The following is a 15681-nucleotide window of genomic DNA, read 5'->3' on the forward strand; positions in this document are numbered from 1 at the left end:
ATATATGAATACAGATATTCAATCCATTTTAAATAAGTTAGGTGTAAAAGAAAGTAATGCGGCTTTTAGTACAGGCAGTAATTGGGGTGGTGAATCAAATCAGGAAATTCTTAAAAGTTTTTCTCCTGTTGATGGGAAATTAATTGCGATAGCCAAAGTTGCCGCCGTTGCAGATTATGAGGATATTATTGCAAAAGCTCAATCTGCTTTTAAAGAATGGAGGGTTATTCCTGCGCCAAAAAGGGGAGAAATTGTTCGGCAATTTGGCGATGCTTTAAGAGAAAACAAAGATGCTTTGGGTACTTTGGTTTCTTATGAGATGGGTAAAAGTTTGCAGGAAGGGCTTGGAGAAGTACAGGAAATGATTGATATATGCGATTTTGCAGTTGGTTTATCTCGTCAGCTTTATGGCTTAACCATGCATAGCGAGCGCCCGAGTCATCGCATGTATGAGCAATGGCATCCGCTTGGAATTGTAGGTATTATCTCTGCCTTTAATTTTCCGGTTGCGGTTTGGAGCTGGAATGCTGCGTTGGCACTTATTTGTGGCAACGTTTGCATTTGGAAACCATCAGAAAAAACGCCATTAACCGCCGTAGCTTGTCAACACATCATTTCCAAAGTTTTTAAAGCGAATGACGTGGCTGAAGGTGTTTGTAATTTAATTATTGGCGACAAAGCCGTAGGTGAATTAATGACTAATGACGGGCGTATTCCTTTAATTTCAGCCACTGGTTCAACTCGTATGGGTAAAGCTGTTGGAGCCGCAGTTGGTGCCCGTTTAGGTAAAAGTTTATTAGAATTGGGTGGCAACAATGCTATCATTATTTCTGAACACGCAGATTTGGACATGAGTTTAATTGGTGCTGTTTTTGGGGCAGTTGGCACTGCCGGACAACGTTGTACTTCTACCCGGAGATTAATCATCCACGAAAGTGTTTATGATGCTTTTAAAGAAAAATTGATTAAAGCTTATGATCAATTACGCATTGGCGATCCGTTAGATCAAAATAACCATGTTGGTCCGCTGATTGATACTGATGCCGTTGCTGCTTACCTGGACTCCATACAAAAATGTAAAGCCGAAGGCGGGAAATTTGTGGTTGAAGGAAGTGTTTTAACGGGCGAACATTATAGCAGTGGTTGCTATGTGAAACCATGTATTGCCGAGGTAAAAAATGATTTCAAAATTGTTCAGCATGAAACTTTTGCACCGATTTTATACCTGATTAAATATAAAACTTTAGATGAAGCCATTGCTTTACAGAACGGCGTTCCACAAGGGTTATCTTCAGCTATCATGACTTTGAATTTAAGAGAGGCAGAGCAATTTTTATCTGCAAAGGGTTCTGATTGTGGCATTGCCAATGTTAATATCGGTACATCAGGAGCAGAAATTGGCGGTGCTTTTGGTGGCGAAAAGGAAACCGGAGGAGGCAGAGAAAGTGGATCGGATGCATGGAGAGCGTACATGAGAAGACAAACCAACACCATTAATTATTCCAATACATTACCATTGGCACAAGGCATAAAATTTGATTTATAACATGAGGGTTACTAACGTTTAAAAAGTTAGTAATATAACATGGGAAACATATCAGAATAAAAGAGAATAAAAGAGTTACTAACTTTTTAAAAGCTAGTAACTCTAATCAATATTGCATTATTAGGAAAATTTTTCTAATCACTTATAAAAAGTTAGCAACTTCAATAATGGCAGAAAAGGAGCATTATCACCTAAAATTAGAATTTGGTTATTTTTACCACATCTATAATCGTACGATAGATCAACAACCAATGTTTAGGAATGATGAAAACTATTTTTATTTCTTAAAACAATACAATAAATATCTCACACCGGTAGCAGATACTTATGCTTACTGCTTACTGCTTACTTGGAAATCATTTTCATATTTTAATTAAAATTAAAGAAGAAAGCGATATAGAGTTTGTTAATATAGCTGATAAAAGTGCGCACGATCTTGTGGCTCATCAGTTTCAAAAATTCTTTCAATCTTATGCAATGGCTTTTAATAAGCAGCACGCAAGAATTGGTTCCTTGTTTCAAAAACCATTTAAGAGGGTATTGATTAATTCTGAAGAATATTTTACAAAGATTATCTTTTATATTCATGCCAACCCGCAGCAACATGGATTAACAACAGACTTTAGGGACTGGCAGTGGAGCTCTTACAAAAGGATATTAATCGATAAACCAAGCAGTTTAAAGAAAGGAGAAGTAATTGAATGGTTTGGCAACAAAGAAAGTTACATTCAATTCCATGATGATAATAGAAAATTAATAATACAACAGGAGGGTTACTAACTTTTAAAAGTTAGTAACCCTTGAAAATCAAAACTATGTATGATGGTTATTAGAAAAGTTTTTCCAATAAGTCGATTTTTAAATCATCGTAACGAGATTTATTGTTACTTGCTAAAACTGGTTTAGCTGAAACTTTAATATTGGTTTCCTGAGCAGTAAATTCGTTCATTTTCATTTTCGATTCAGCGCCTACCACTGCAATATGACTTTCAGTTGAACCCTCTAACTTAAGGCTTGCAGCATCATTAACAGTTGTTGATAAGCTAATGGTATTAGCTTTGATATCTGCTGTAGCTTTATCATTTAAAACAACATTCAGACTTAAAACATTAAAGTTTCCGGCCGTAGCAACAGTTGCGGTATTTGATGCTTCTATACTTGAAATATTGTTCACATGCGCAACCACCATTAATGTGGTTTTATCAAAAGAGCTGATTCTCAACTCACTACCCTGTTGTTGCACCAAAGCATTTTTTCTATAATAAGCATCATAAACTTCAACACCTTCTTTATCATCCTGAACCAGAATCAGTTTAACATTTCCACTTACAATTATTTTACTGATGTTTTTAACCTGGTTTAGCACTGTATAACCAGCATTGTTTTCTGAAGCTTTGGCTGCTAATGTTGCACCGCTTAAAGTAACCATTACTAATGCGGCTGCGAATAAGTTTTTGATAGAGTTTTTCATGACCTTAATATTTTATGTTTAATAAATCTTTTTTTAATCTCCTAATTATTAGGCGTTTTCTGTAAATAAGACGATGGAATAGAAGAAACGTTTCAGGCAAAGTACAGGCATTATACCACAACGATGTATTTATAGACGAACGCCAATTTTACCTATACGAAAATCGATTGGTTGACAGACCAGAATTACGATTTGTAATGATTTGGAGATAATTATTGTTAAAAAAAGTTAAAGCATATCGATTAACTAAAATATTAGTTTTATATTCGGAAAAACAAAACCAAATCTATTTCATGAAAAGACTACTTCTCTCGGTGTGCTTTCTATTTTCGATTTTTTCTTACGTAAAAGCGCAAACCCAGCACACAATTAAAGGTAGAACAATTGACACGGCTTCCACAACATTACTGTCAGGATCTACAATTGCTATCTTAAACGCCAAAGACTCTACTTTGGTAAAGTTTACCAGATCAGCCGAAAACGGAACATTTGAAGTTAATGGAATTACAAACGGGAAGTTTATCCTGTTGGTATCCTATCCAAAATATGCAGATTTTGTTGATCATTTTACGCTTGATTCTACCACACAGGTTAAAGACTATGGTAAAATCAACTTAACGGGAATGGCAAAACTTCTTGCCGACGTTATTATTAAAGGAAACCGTACGGCAATCAAAATTAAAGGCGATACCACTGAGTTCGATCCAAAAGCCTATAATATTGAACCTAATTCAAAGGTGGAAGATTTAATCAAGCAATTTCCAGGCATTCAGGTTGATAAGGATGGAAAAATAACAGCTCAGGGTAAAACCGTTCAGAAGGTACTGGTAGATGGGGAGGAATTTTTTGGCGATGACCCAACACTGGTAACTAAAAATCTTCGGGCAGATATGGTTGAGTCTGTTCAACTTTACGACAAAGCCAGCGACCAGGCGAGTTTCACTGGTATTGATGACGGCGAAAAAACTAAAACCCTTAACGTTAAGCTGAAAGAAGATAAAAAGAACGGTTATTTTGGAAAAGCCCAGGCCGGTTACGGAACCGATGATTATTACACCGGACAGTTCATGTTCAACAAATTTTGGGGCAAGAAAAAGTTCTCCGCCTATGGAATATTAGGCAACAACGGAACAGTAGGTTTAGGTTGGGATGATCGCGATAAATACGGAGGCTCTGGTGGAATGACCATGAGTGATGATGGTGGAATGTACTTCAGTATTAGTGGGTCAGATGACTTTGACAGTTACGATGGCCAGTATAACGGGCAAGGCATTCCGGTAGCCAGAACAGGTGGTTTGCATTTCGACAGTAAATGGAACAAGGATAAAGAATCTTTAAACACAAACTATAAAATTGGCTCGATCAGAGTAACCGGAGATCGCAATACGATCAGTCAGAACAATTTAAGCTCAGGTATAATTAATAACGTATCTGATCAATTTAATGATAATGATATGTTCAGACAAAAATTAGATGCGACATACGAAATAAAAATTGATACCACCCTTACTTTGAAAGTGAGTATTGATGGTACCTTAAAAGAAAGTAACACCCTGAACAATTTCAACACCTCAAGTAGAGATGGCAATGATGATTTGCTTAACACAACAAAACGATCTTTAAATAATAAAGTGAATGAGCAAATGTTTAACATGAATGCATTGTTTACCAAAAAATTTAATAAAAAAGGGCGCACACTATCTTTAAACCTTAACCAGGCCATTACAAAAAGTAACAGTGATGGTTATCTGAACTCAGACAATACATTTTACGAAACAACCGGGGTTAGAGATAGTTTAATCAATCAGTATAAAGTAAATGATATTACCAACAGTGCTTTTAAAACAAACCTGGCCTATACCGAACCACTTTCTAAAACCTTAACCGTAATTGTAAACTACGGCTTAAGTTTAATGAATGGCAGATCAGATCGTAAATCATTTAACCAATCGGCAAGTGGTAATTACGATATTTTGGATACCCAATTCAGCAATGACTACGAGCTTGATCAAATCATTAATCAGGCTGGAGCGATTTTCAACTATAAAAAAGGTAAAACGGTAATTAATTTCGGATCAAAATTTAGCGGTGTAAATTTTAAACAGGCCGATCTTTATAATAACAGAACTTATAACCGAAACTTTATAAACTATATGCCGCAGGCGTCTTATCAATATCGTTTCTCTCAACAAAAGTCTTTCCGGTTAAGCTATAACGGCAATACCAATCAGCCATCTTTAGAGCAAATTCAACCTGTTAGAGTAAACACCGATCCATTAAATATATCTCTGGGTAATCCTGATTTAAGGCCTTCTTTCAGAAGTAATTTCAATGCGAACTATAATTCTTATAAAGTTTTAACAAATCAATCCATTTGGATGAGTGGATCATACACTTTCACGGCCAACCCAATAGTGAGCGATGTTAAAACTGATGCCACAACAGGTAGAAGTACTTATCAATCGGTAAATATTACAGATAAAATGACCACTAATTTTTATGCTTATGCACAAACCAGCAGAAAGATAAAAGGAATTGACATAAATGTAGGTGTAAATGCCAATGCCAACGGTAGCTCATCGTATAATTACATCAACGGCGATTTAAATAATACCAAAAACTACACTTATGGAGGTGGTATAAACATATCGAAGTATGTAGAGAAAAAATATAACTTTTACAGTCGCTTCGGGCCAACTTACAATGTGGCCAGAGCAAGTGTGGGGAGGTTTGGTAATAGTGATGGTTGGGGATGGGATGGGTACGCTTCGGGAAGTGCCCAGCTACCCGCTAAGTTCGAGCTATCAACCGATGCACAGTACCAGTTCAATGGTAAAACACAAACTTTCAACGAAAATTTTGAACGTTTAATTTGGAATGCATCTTTATCCAAAAAGTTTTTCAAATCAGAAAACCTTAGGCTTTCCATGTCGGTAAACGATATTTTAAATCAAAATGTTGGTTTTAGCAGAACAGCCTATAATGGAAATATTACGCAAAGCAGCTATACCACCATCATGCGTTATTTCATGTTCTCCGTAATATGGGATTTTAATAAAATGGGTGGCGGTATTAAAACTCAAAAATAATCATCATGAAAACTACATTAAAATACATCATTCTATTTGCTGTTATTTTCATCAGCAAAATCACGTTCGCTCAAAATGTTCACTTTGTACAAAACGGCATTATCGAATTTGAGAAAAGATCAAACATGTATGCCCTGATTAAAAAGAAAATCAATAAGGATAATGAAACTTATATGAATCAGGCTTTTGACCAATACAAGAAGAATAATCCGCAATTTAAAGTAGCTAAAAGCACTTTAATTTTTAATAAGGACAAGAGTTTGTATAAATGGCCAACAGTAGATGAAACAATGAATAATAACTGGCTTAATACTGATGTACTGGCAGATTTAAAAAATACCATCGCTACTAATTTTGATACTCAAAACAGTATTACACAAAAGAGCGTTTATGAAGACACCTATTTAGTTAAAGACAGTGTTCGTAAAATTAACTGGAAGATAACCGATGAAACCCGTGAAATTGCTGGTTACGAATGTCGCAGGGCAAATGCAGTCATTATGGATTCGGTTTACGTGGTTGCCTATTACTCCAATCAAATCGCCGTTTCTGGTGGACCAGAATCTTTTACCGGTTTACCCGGGATGATTTTAGGACTGGCTTTGCCTCATGAAAATGTAACATGGTTTGCTACTAAAGTAACAGAAACCACAGTACCAGAAAAAGATTTAACGCCACCAGCCAAAGGGAAACCCACTGATAATAAAGGCTTAAAAGCCATATTACTTTCAGCAATGAAAAACTGGGGAGAATATGCACATCCTATTTTTAAAGCATTTTCACTATAGCTATCTCATTCTCATAATTATGCCTAAATTAGCTTAATTATAGAACACGAATGTATAGTGCCCTTTATAACCACATTAATAGATTTATAGATTTGAGTAATGATGAGCAGGAAATTCTTGCTTCATTGCTCAAATCTTTTTCATTTAAAAAAAAAGCTTTTTTGCACGAGGCAGGAGAAACCTGCAGGGCAAATTATTTTGTGGTAAAAGGGTGTTTAAGACTTTACTTTATCGATATCAAAGGGGCGGAACAAACCACGCAGTTTGCGATTGAAAACTGGTGGATATCAGATTTAACCAGTTTTATATTCCAAAAACCCTCCGATTTTTATATTCAGGCAGCCGAAGCAACAGAAGTCATCATTATCGAGCGCCGCAATTATGATGAATTGTTTGAGCAATTGCCCAAAATGGAAAAATATTTCAGACTGATTTTTCAAAAATTGCATCAGGCTTCACAAATGCGAATCAAATATCTTTACAGCCAAACTGCTGAAGAAAGATATACCAGCTTCAATAGTTTATTCCCTGAGTTTGTGCAACGTGTGCCACAGTATATGTTAGCTTCTTACCTGGGTTTTACACCAGAGTTTTTGAGTAAAATACGGGCGAAAAAATAGTTAATTACAAAAAACGCGGAGATAAAAGCTGAAAAATAGAACGGAAAATTGAGCCTCCGCTTCGTTTTCTTTGCACAAAATGTAGTGCCTTTTCCATTAAACCTCATTTCTTAAACTAGATTAAGTTTTTTGATGATTTAGATGAAGAACTTTACATCGTAATCAAAATAAAAAAAAATGGAAAACAGAATTGACATCCAAAAGGCGGAACCAGCTGCCTATCAAGCCATGTTTGGTTTAGAAAAATATTTATCAACCAGCAAAGTAAACCCAATTCTTTTAGAGCTAATCAAAATGCGTGCTTCGCAAATTAATGGTTGTGCTTTTTGCTTAAATATGCACGCCGCAGATGCCCGTAAAATTGGCGAAACGGAACAACGTTTGTACCTTTTAAATGCGTGGAGAGAAACCACCTTGTTTACCAAGGAAGAAAAAGCTGTTTTAGCCTTAACGGAAGAGGTAACACTCATCAGCAACCATGTTTCTGATGAAACGTATAATAGCGCTGCAAGTTTTTTTGATGAGCAAACACTATCGCAAATCATTATGGCAATTGTAACCATTAACGCCTGGAACAGAATAGCAATTACTTCAAAATTGATCGTTGGATAACCAATTAACAGCAAGAAATCGAGTTCTATTACACCCTGGTTTCTTGCTGATTTACATTTATTTATTCTTTTAACCCTTCTTAAAACCAACCGGCCACTTGTTTTGCTCTCCGGTTGGAAATAAGATAAATTTTAACAGGTAATTCGCATCAGGTACTGTTGTGTGGGTACATTTCAATTGTACTCATGCTTATTTCATGCCGCTGATTACGCAGATAAAAATAAAATTTGCGTAATCTTCTTAAACCTGCGGGATATTTTTTCTTTAAAATTTGAGTTTTGGGCCTAATCCGTTATTGCGAGGCACGAAGCAAGCTTGAATACTTTTGAAATATAAACCAGCAATGAAAAATCCTGCAACTATCGCTGGTTATATAACCCCCTCTTTAAGATTGCTTCGTGCCTCGCAATGACGAGAGTTTTATATGATTTAGCAATTAAATAATTGATCATCTATATAGAACATCCAAAACTCAGGTTAAGTTAAAATCATGATTAACAATAAACCACAAAACACATCAATGGTAGGTACGAAGAATCTTAACCCTGACAGCGATTGTCTTAATTTAATAACATTGGGTTCCCATCTGCGTGGAAATAACGAAAACAAACATTACCAGAAATATTGTGTCCATACGGTAGCATCGGACGGAAATGATGATGCTTAAATAGTTAAAATAAGTTTTCGCCTTGATTTAAGTTATTTATCCACCCTGAACCAATCATATTCAGCAATACCTGAATCATTTGTCTGTGTATCTCTTACAGCAAACAAACCAACTTTCGCTCCAATCCATTGCCCTGCTGCAGCTTGAAATTCATCACCAACGTTAGTAAAGTTCGTTCCATCTTCACTATAACTAAACTGGCATTTCGCTCCATTGGAAACCTTAACCCTTAATAGAACCATTGCCGATTTAAGTTTTGTAATCTCCTTTTCGTTCTCTGACTTTCCTTTATCTGCGTTCTGACAAATGCCATAAACCAGATACAAGCCATCTTTTTTACTCTTGATGCTGATTTGGGCGTAACTTCTTCCCATGATGACCAAACCCGTTTTTTCATTCTCCAGTTTTGGATTTGGCTTAAAATTCACTTTTGTGGTTATCCTAAATTCATCAGATGGAAATTTTTGCATTAATAGATTGGGTACATCCCAAAGATTTTTAGCCTCATCAGAAATTTTTGCAGTATAAAGTTTTAAAATGCCATTATTTGCATCTGTAAATAACCAGGTTGGTTGTGGATTTGCTTGCCATTGCCATTGTAGACCTAACTGCACCGAATCAAATTCATCGCTTTCCACTGGTGTTTCTATAGCATAAATTTTGCCAACATTGGGCTTTTTGTAAATCATAACTGGTTCGCCGGTTCCATCTCCATCTTTATCTGTTCCAATAACAGGCCAATTGTTGATCCATTTCATTGGTTGTAAATGAACAACTCTTCCATACGCATCTTTATCCTGAAAGTGAAGAAACCAATCTTCGCCAGGTTGAGTGGTTACCCAGGCGCCCTGATGAGGACCATTTACCGGAGATTTGCCTTGATCCATTGCGACTTTCCGCTCATATGGCCCATAAATATTTTTACTTCTTAATATCAATTGCCAACCTGTAGAAACGCCTCCGGCTGGCGCAAATAAATAATAATACCCATTCCGTTTATAAATTTTTGGGCCTTCAATGGTTGGATCCAAATCATGTCCATCATAAACAATTCTACCCGTTTCAGTAACTTTAGTGCCATCAGGTGTTAAAGGCATTATGGCCAAAACGCTTTTAATGCCAGCTCTGCTTCCTGCATAAGCATATGCGAGATAGGCTTTGCCGTCCTCATCCCAAAAAGGACAAGGATCAATCAAGCCCCTTCCCGGAACAACCAATATAGGAGCAGACCATTCGCCTGTAATCGTTTTTGCTTTTGTTAAGTAAATTCCAAAATCCGGATCAGGATAATAAATGTAAAACTCCCCGTTTCGGTAACGAATGGAGGGCGCCCAAACCCCATTTCCATGCTGTGTTTTTTCAAAGTGATCAAATGGTGGCTGGCGCTTTAAAGCATGGCCAATGATTTTCCAATTTACTAAATCTCTTGAATGCAAAATCGGTAAACCTGGAATAGCATCAAAACTGGAAGCTATCATATAAAAATCGTCTCCAACGCGAATCGCATCAGGATCTGAATAATCTGCATTAACTACCGGATTTTTGTATGTTCCATTGCCCTGATCGGCAACCCAGACTTTGGAAACATAATTTCCTTTTGGCGATTGAGCAAAGGCATTGATGCAAAGACTCAAAGCGAACATAAAATTAAATAAGTATTTCATTATTGATATCTGGTTGGATTTTTACTATGCAAAGTGTTTAAAAATGAGGTTTATAATCGTCCGTTGCACTGAACTTGTTTCAAAGTATTAATGGTCAAACCAGAAACTGACTATATTTACCTAACTAAGCCTGTAACAAGGTTAAGCCATTTTTTATTTTTTAACAAGTTGATACTGTGCAATCGTTCCCGACATCGTTTGCAGATTTTAATCTGTGAAAATGTTCTTCCTGATGAGTTTTAATGTTTAAAATTGTTCATCATATATTTTAAAACACGGCTGCGTGATAAAGTTTATACTTTTACGTGGCCGGTTTTAATTTAAGCCTAACCAAATTCTATATGAAAGCAATTATTTTATTTCTTATAACCATATTTTCATTAACAGTAAATGCAACCGAGGTTAAACCTGATTTTATTGTAGCTGCAGATGGAAGTGGAAATTTTAAAACCGTTCAGGAAGCCATTCATGCCGTTCCCGATTTCAGAAATAAAATCACTACGATTTTTATCAAAAAAGGAATTTATAAAGAAAAACTGATTCTGGCGGCATCAAAAAAGAATGTGAAATTAGTTGGCGAAAGTTTAAACGAAACCATTTTAACCTATGATGATTACGCCCAAAAGAAAAATACTTTTGGTGAAGAAAAAGGAACCTCGGGTTCTTCGAGCTTTTACATTTACGGAGAAGGTTTCTCTGCTGAGCATATTACTTTCGAAAATTCATCAGGTCCGGTGGGGCAGGCAGTAGCTGTTTGGGCTGGCGGAGATAAATCAATCTTTATAAACTGCAGGTTTTTAGGCTTTCAGGATACACTTTATACCTATGGAGCCAGCAATCGCCAATATTACAAAAACTGCTACATTGAGGGAACAGTGGATTTCATATTTGGCGCTTCAACTGCCTGGTTCGAGAATTGCACGATTTTCTGCAAAAAACAAGGTTACATTACCGCAGCATCAACCGCTGATACCACAAAATTCGGTTACGTTTTTAACAAGTGCAAAATTAAAGGCGATGCTCCCGATCATAGTTTTTACCTTGGTCGCCCGTGGAGACCTTATGCCAAAGTTGCTTTTCTCAATTGCGAAATGCCAGCACTTATTCGCCCGGAAGGTTGGAACAATTGGGGTAAAGAGAGTAACGAGCAAACAGCATATTATGCTGAATATAAAAGCACTGGAAAAGGTGCAAATCCAAAAAGCAGGGTAAGTTGGTCACACCAGCTCAATGATGAAGCGTATAAAAGTTATATTTTGGAAAATGTTTTCCGCGGATGGAATCCAGAGACTAAGTAATTTATATGGCTGCTCTTCATTTCAATGACGAACACTGATGTGTAAACCAATATTTTAGAGATACTTTGCTCATTTTTTATCATTAATAACATTGTCAAACCATAGCGATGATTTAGGAAAACGTTTTCCTAAACAAGCACCAAACTGCATTTTAAAAACATAAAATACTCATAAACAATAATTTAACACCAAAAAACCACTATTTTAACGCAATTTCTTTGGCAACGTTTGCATAGATTTCTCTTCGCTTTTAAAGGCAAACAACGTACACTTGTTATTACAATAACCAAGTATAATTAAACAGCGTAAATAATGAAACATATTTCTGGTCGTATATACAGCTCTAAAATAGCGTTTGCATGTATCTTTTTATTTTCAGCAGGTTCAGCATGTGCTCAGCAAAAAACAACTTTACCTGTTATTCAGCAGGTTAAATTTAAAAACGATACAACGAACATTATCACTTTTGGTGCAAAAGGCGATGGTGTTTCATTAAATACACAAAGCATTAACAAAGCAATAGCGGCAGTTAGCCAAAAAGGTGGTGGCGTGGTTTTAATCCCTGGTGGATTATGGCTAACTGGTCCTATAGAATTAAAAAGCAATGTAAATTTGCACCTGAAACGCGATGCCATTCTTCAGTTTACAGATGATTTCAATCAATATAAACTGGTAGAAGGAAACTGGGAAGGGCAGCCGGCGTGGAGAAATCAAAGCCCAATTTCAGGAAATAACTTAGAAAATATTGCCATTACAGGAACCGGAATTATTGATGGCAATGGCGGTGCCTGGAGAATGGTTAAAAAAGACAAGTTAACAGAATCGCAATGGAAAAAGTTAACTTCTTCCGGTGGTGTAGTGAGTGAAGATGGCAAAATGTGGTATCCATCTGAGAAAACAGTTAAAGGTTCTAAAACCAAAAATGCCGGTGTTATTCAGGCAGGGAAAACGGCTGCAGATTACGAGGATATTAAAGATTTTCTTCGTCCTAATTTATTGGTTTTAACCAACTGCAAGAAAATTCTTCTGGAAGGTGTAACCTTTCAAAATTCACCGGCATGGAATTTACATCCATTGCTTTGCGAAGACTTAACTTTAAGAAACCTTCAGGTTAAAAACCCGTGGTTTGCTCAAAATGGCGATGGTGTTGATGTGGAATCCTGCAAAAATGTTTTAATTGAAGGAAGCACTTTTGACGTTGGTGATGATGGTATCTGCATTAAATCTGGCAGAGATGAGGCTGGCCGTAAACGCGGAGTTCCAACAGAAAATGTAATTATCAGAAATAATGTGGTGTACCATGCCCATGGCGGTTTCGTTATTGGAAGCGAAATGAGTGGTGGCGCTAAAAACATTTGGGTTTACGACTGCTCTTTCATCGGTACCGATATTGGTTTGCGTTTTAAAACCACCCGCGGTCGTGGTGGCGTGGTTGAAAACATTTACATCAACAACATCAACATGATTGATATTCCCGGTGAGGCCATTCTATTTGATATGTATTATGCTGCCGTTGATCCGGTTCCTTTGGCAGGCGAAAAACGTGAAACCATTAAAACCGTTACAGTGCCTGTTACAGAGGCCACCCCGCAATTCAGAAACTTTTACATTAAAGATGTAGTGGCAAACGGCGCCGATAAAGCGATTTTCTTTAGAGGCTTACCGGAAATGAACATCAAAGATATTCACCTGGAAAATGTAACCATCCAGGCTAGAAAAGGCATTGAGATCATTGAAGCTACCGGCATTTTTCTGAAAAACGTAAACGTGATCACTGAAGATACAAATCCTGTTGTACAGATCCAAAATGGGGCTAATGTTAGCGTTAACGGTTTAAAATACAAGGATGGTTCTACGTTATTATTCAATTTAACAGGAGAAAAAACCAAAGGGATAAAAATTTCTGCCACTGATGTTTCGAAAGCTAAAAAATCTTCAAACATTGGGGCTGAAGTAGGTAAAAATGCAATGGAAATTTCAAAATAAGAAAAATGAAAAGATCACTTTTATATACAGTCATTACCTTATTAGGTTTTTCATCATTATCAAAAAGCACATTAGCACAAAAAAAACTTTCTGAGCAGCTTACCTTAACTGCCATGGAAAAATTATTTCAGGATACCACAGTTTTGAAAGGTGCAAAAGGTCCTAAATGGTCTTACGATATGGGCGTGGTACTGGAAGGTGCGGCTGCTGTTTGGAGAAATACCGGCGATGGCAAATATTTCAAATACATTCAAAGTTCCATGGATGCTTATTTGGATAAGGACGGAAACATTGCAACTTATAAAGCCGAAGATTTTAACATCGACAATATTAAAAATGGCCGTGCTTTATTGTTATTATATAAAGTTACCGGTCAGCAAAAATATTTACTTGCTTCCACTCAATTGTTTGAGCAAATCCAAAAACAACCTCGAACAAAAGAAGGTGGTTTCTGGCACAAGAAAATTTATCCCAATCAAATGTGGCTTGATGGATTGTACATGGGCCAGCCTTTTTATGCAGAGTATGCTAAACTGATGAAAAAGGATGATGCCTTTGATGATATCGCAAAGCAATTTATCTTAATGGAAAAGAATTCCCGTGACGCAAAAACGGGATTACTTTATCACGGTTACGATGAAAGCAGGGCAGAAAAATGGGCAGATCAAACCACTGGCCGATCGCCAAATTTTTGGGGAAGAGCCATGGGATGGTATATTATGGCTTTGGTTGATGTTTTAGATAATTTTCCGGTTAATCATCCGCAACAAAAGGAATTGGTTGCCATTTTAAATCGTACAGCAACTGCAACGGTAAAATATCAAGATCCAAAATCCGGCGTTTGGTTCGATATTATGGACATGCCCACAAGAAAAGGCAATTATCTTGAAAGTTCGGCATCAAGCATGTTCGTTTATGGATTGGCAAAAGGTGTCCGCAAAGGCTGGTTGGCGCCATCTTTTATGGCGGCTGCCAATAAGGGATATGCAGGCTTAAAAAAGGAATTTATTGAACCTGCCGGCGATGAAAGAGTAAACTTAACCAAAACAGTTTCTGTTTCTGGTTTAGGTGGAAAACCACGATATCGCGACGGCAGTTTTGAATATTATATCAGTGAGAAAGTGATTACCAACGACCCAAAAGGGATGGGCGCATTTGTTTGTGCAGCATCTGAAATGGAAATTGCAGCATTACCAAAACCCGGAAAAGGCTTAACGGTTACCGTTGATAATTTCTTCAATAACGAGTATATGGCTGGTCCAACTGGTGATAAAATTCCTTTCCACTATATCTGGGAAGAAGATGATAACAATGGCTTTTCATTACTTGGCAAAGTATTTAATGATGCTGGTGTAAAAACGGCCACACTGAAATCAGCTCCAACAACTTCAAATTTAAAAGGGAGCAATATTTACATTATTGTAGATCCGGACACAGAAAAGGAAACAGCAAATCCAAACTTCATGAATGCTGCTCATGCTAAACAAATTAGTGAATGGGTTAAAGCTGGTGGGGTTTTAGTTTTACTATTAAATGATGCCGGGAATTGTGAAATCACAAAGTTTAATGTTTTACCGGAAACATTTGGTATCCATTTTAATGAAGATAGCCGCAATAAAGTTCAAGGCTCAAACTTTGAACAAGGTGCCATAAAAATTCCGGCTGGCAACTCCATATTCAAAACGGCAAAGAAAGTTTATATCAAAGAAATATCAACCATTGTTGCAAAAAGCCCGGCGGTTTCTGCTTTAACAGATCACGGCGATGTTATTATCGCAACAGCAAAATACGGTAAAGGAACCGTATTCGCAGTGGGTGATCCATGGTTTTATAATGAATATATTGATGGCAGAAAACTACCTGCCGATTTTGAGAATTTTAAAGCTACCCATGATTTGGTCAACTGGTTGATTAAACAGGTTCCGGTTAAAAGATAAAAC

The 15681-nt window shown here is 36.8% G+C and carries 11 protein-coding genes; 9 read left to right on the forward strand and 2 right to left on the reverse strand.

The window, feature by feature from the left end:
* The first annotated feature begins 4 nt into the window (after positions 1–4).
* Both amaB and DU508_RS05845 read left to right on the forward strand, forming a co-directional pair.
* Positions 5–1546 (forward strand): L-piperidine-6-carboxylate dehydrogenase, encoded by a 1542-nt coding sequence (amaB, locus tag DU508_RS05840; protein WP_115401912.1) that lies wholly within the window; start codon positions 5–7, stop codon positions 1544–1546.
* A 327-nt stretch (positions 1547–1873) separates the two neighbouring features.
* A complete protein-coding gene (locus DU508_RS05845; protein ID WP_115401913.1) occupies positions 1874–2326 on the forward strand; it encodes a hypothetical protein in 453 nt (150 codons plus the stop codon).
* Between the two features lie 49 nt (positions 2327–2375).
* Here the strand turns inward: DU508_RS05845 and DU508_RS05850 are convergent, their stop codons facing one another.
* On the reverse strand, positions 2376–3017 hold the full coding sequence (locus DU508_RS05850) for a GIN domain-containing protein (protein WP_115401914.1): 642 nt from the start codon (positions 3015–3017) through the stop codon (positions 2376–2378).
* A 293-nt stretch (positions 3018–3310) separates the two neighbouring features.
* Between DU508_RS05850 and DU508_RS05855 the strand changes: the two genes are divergently transcribed.
* From DU508_RS05855 to DU508_RS05870, 4 genes are all read left to right on the forward strand, one after another.
* Positions 3311–6106 (forward strand): outer membrane beta-barrel family protein, encoded by a 2796-nt coding sequence (locus DU508_RS05855; protein ID WP_199562658.1) that lies wholly within the window; start codon positions 3311–3313, stop codon positions 6104–6106.
* Positions 6107–6111: 5 nt separating this feature from the next.
* Positions 6112–6894 (forward strand): GLPGLI family protein, encoded by a 783-nt coding sequence (locus DU508_RS05860; RefSeq protein ID WP_115401915.1) that lies wholly within the window; start codon positions 6112–6114, stop codon positions 6892–6894.
* A gap of 50 nt (positions 6895–6944) precedes the next feature.
* Complete coding sequence (locus tag DU508_RS05865) at positions 6945–7514, forward strand: Crp/Fnr family transcriptional regulator (protein WP_115401916.1); 570 nt, start codon at positions 6945–6947, stop codon at positions 7512–7514.
* 177 nt (positions 7515–7691) lie between these two features.
* Positions 7692–8126 (forward strand): carboxymuconolactone decarboxylase family protein, encoded by a 435-nt coding sequence (locus DU508_RS05870; protein ID WP_115401917.1) that lies wholly within the window; start codon positions 7692–7694, stop codon positions 8124–8126.
* Between the two features lie 699 nt (positions 8127–8825).
* Here the strand turns inward: DU508_RS05870 and DU508_RS05875 are convergent.
* Positions 8826–10457, reverse strand: coding sequence for a glycoside hydrolase family 43 protein (locus DU508_RS05875; RefSeq protein WP_115401918.1), 1632 nt, complete (start codon positions 10455–10457; stop codon positions 8826–8828).
* A gap of 341 nt (positions 10458–10798) precedes the next feature.
* On the opposite strand from DU508_RS05875, the gene DU508_RS05880 reads away from it, so the two are divergent.
* The 3 genes from DU508_RS05880 to DU508_RS05890 all read left to right on the forward strand — a co-directional run bounded on the left by DU508_RS05880 (position 10799) and on the right by DU508_RS05890 (position 15678).
* Positions 10799–11755 (forward strand): pectinesterase family protein, encoded by a 957-nt coding sequence (locus DU508_RS05880; protein WP_115402699.1) that lies wholly within the window; start codon positions 10799–10801, stop codon positions 11753–11755.
* A gap of 312 nt (positions 11756–12067) precedes the next feature.
* Positions 12068–13741: a glycoside hydrolase family 28 protein gene (locus tag DU508_RS05885; RefSeq protein WP_115401919.1), complete on the forward strand. Its 1674-nt coding sequence runs from the start codon at positions 12068–12070 to the stop codon at positions 13739–13741.
* 5 nt (positions 13742–13746) lie between these two features.
* Positions 13747–15678 carry a glycoside hydrolase family 88 protein gene (locus tag DU508_RS05890; RefSeq protein ID WP_115401920.1) on the forward strand — a complete coding sequence of 644 codons (1932 nt, stop codon included), beginning with the start codon at positions 13747–13749 and terminating at the stop codon, positions 15676–15678.
* Positions 15679–15681: the final 3 nt, after the last annotated feature.

The organism is Pedobacter chinensis (assembly GCF_003339865.1).
GTDB lineage: Bacteria > Bacteroidota > Bacteroidia > Sphingobacteriales > Sphingobacteriaceae > Pedobacter > Pedobacter chinensis.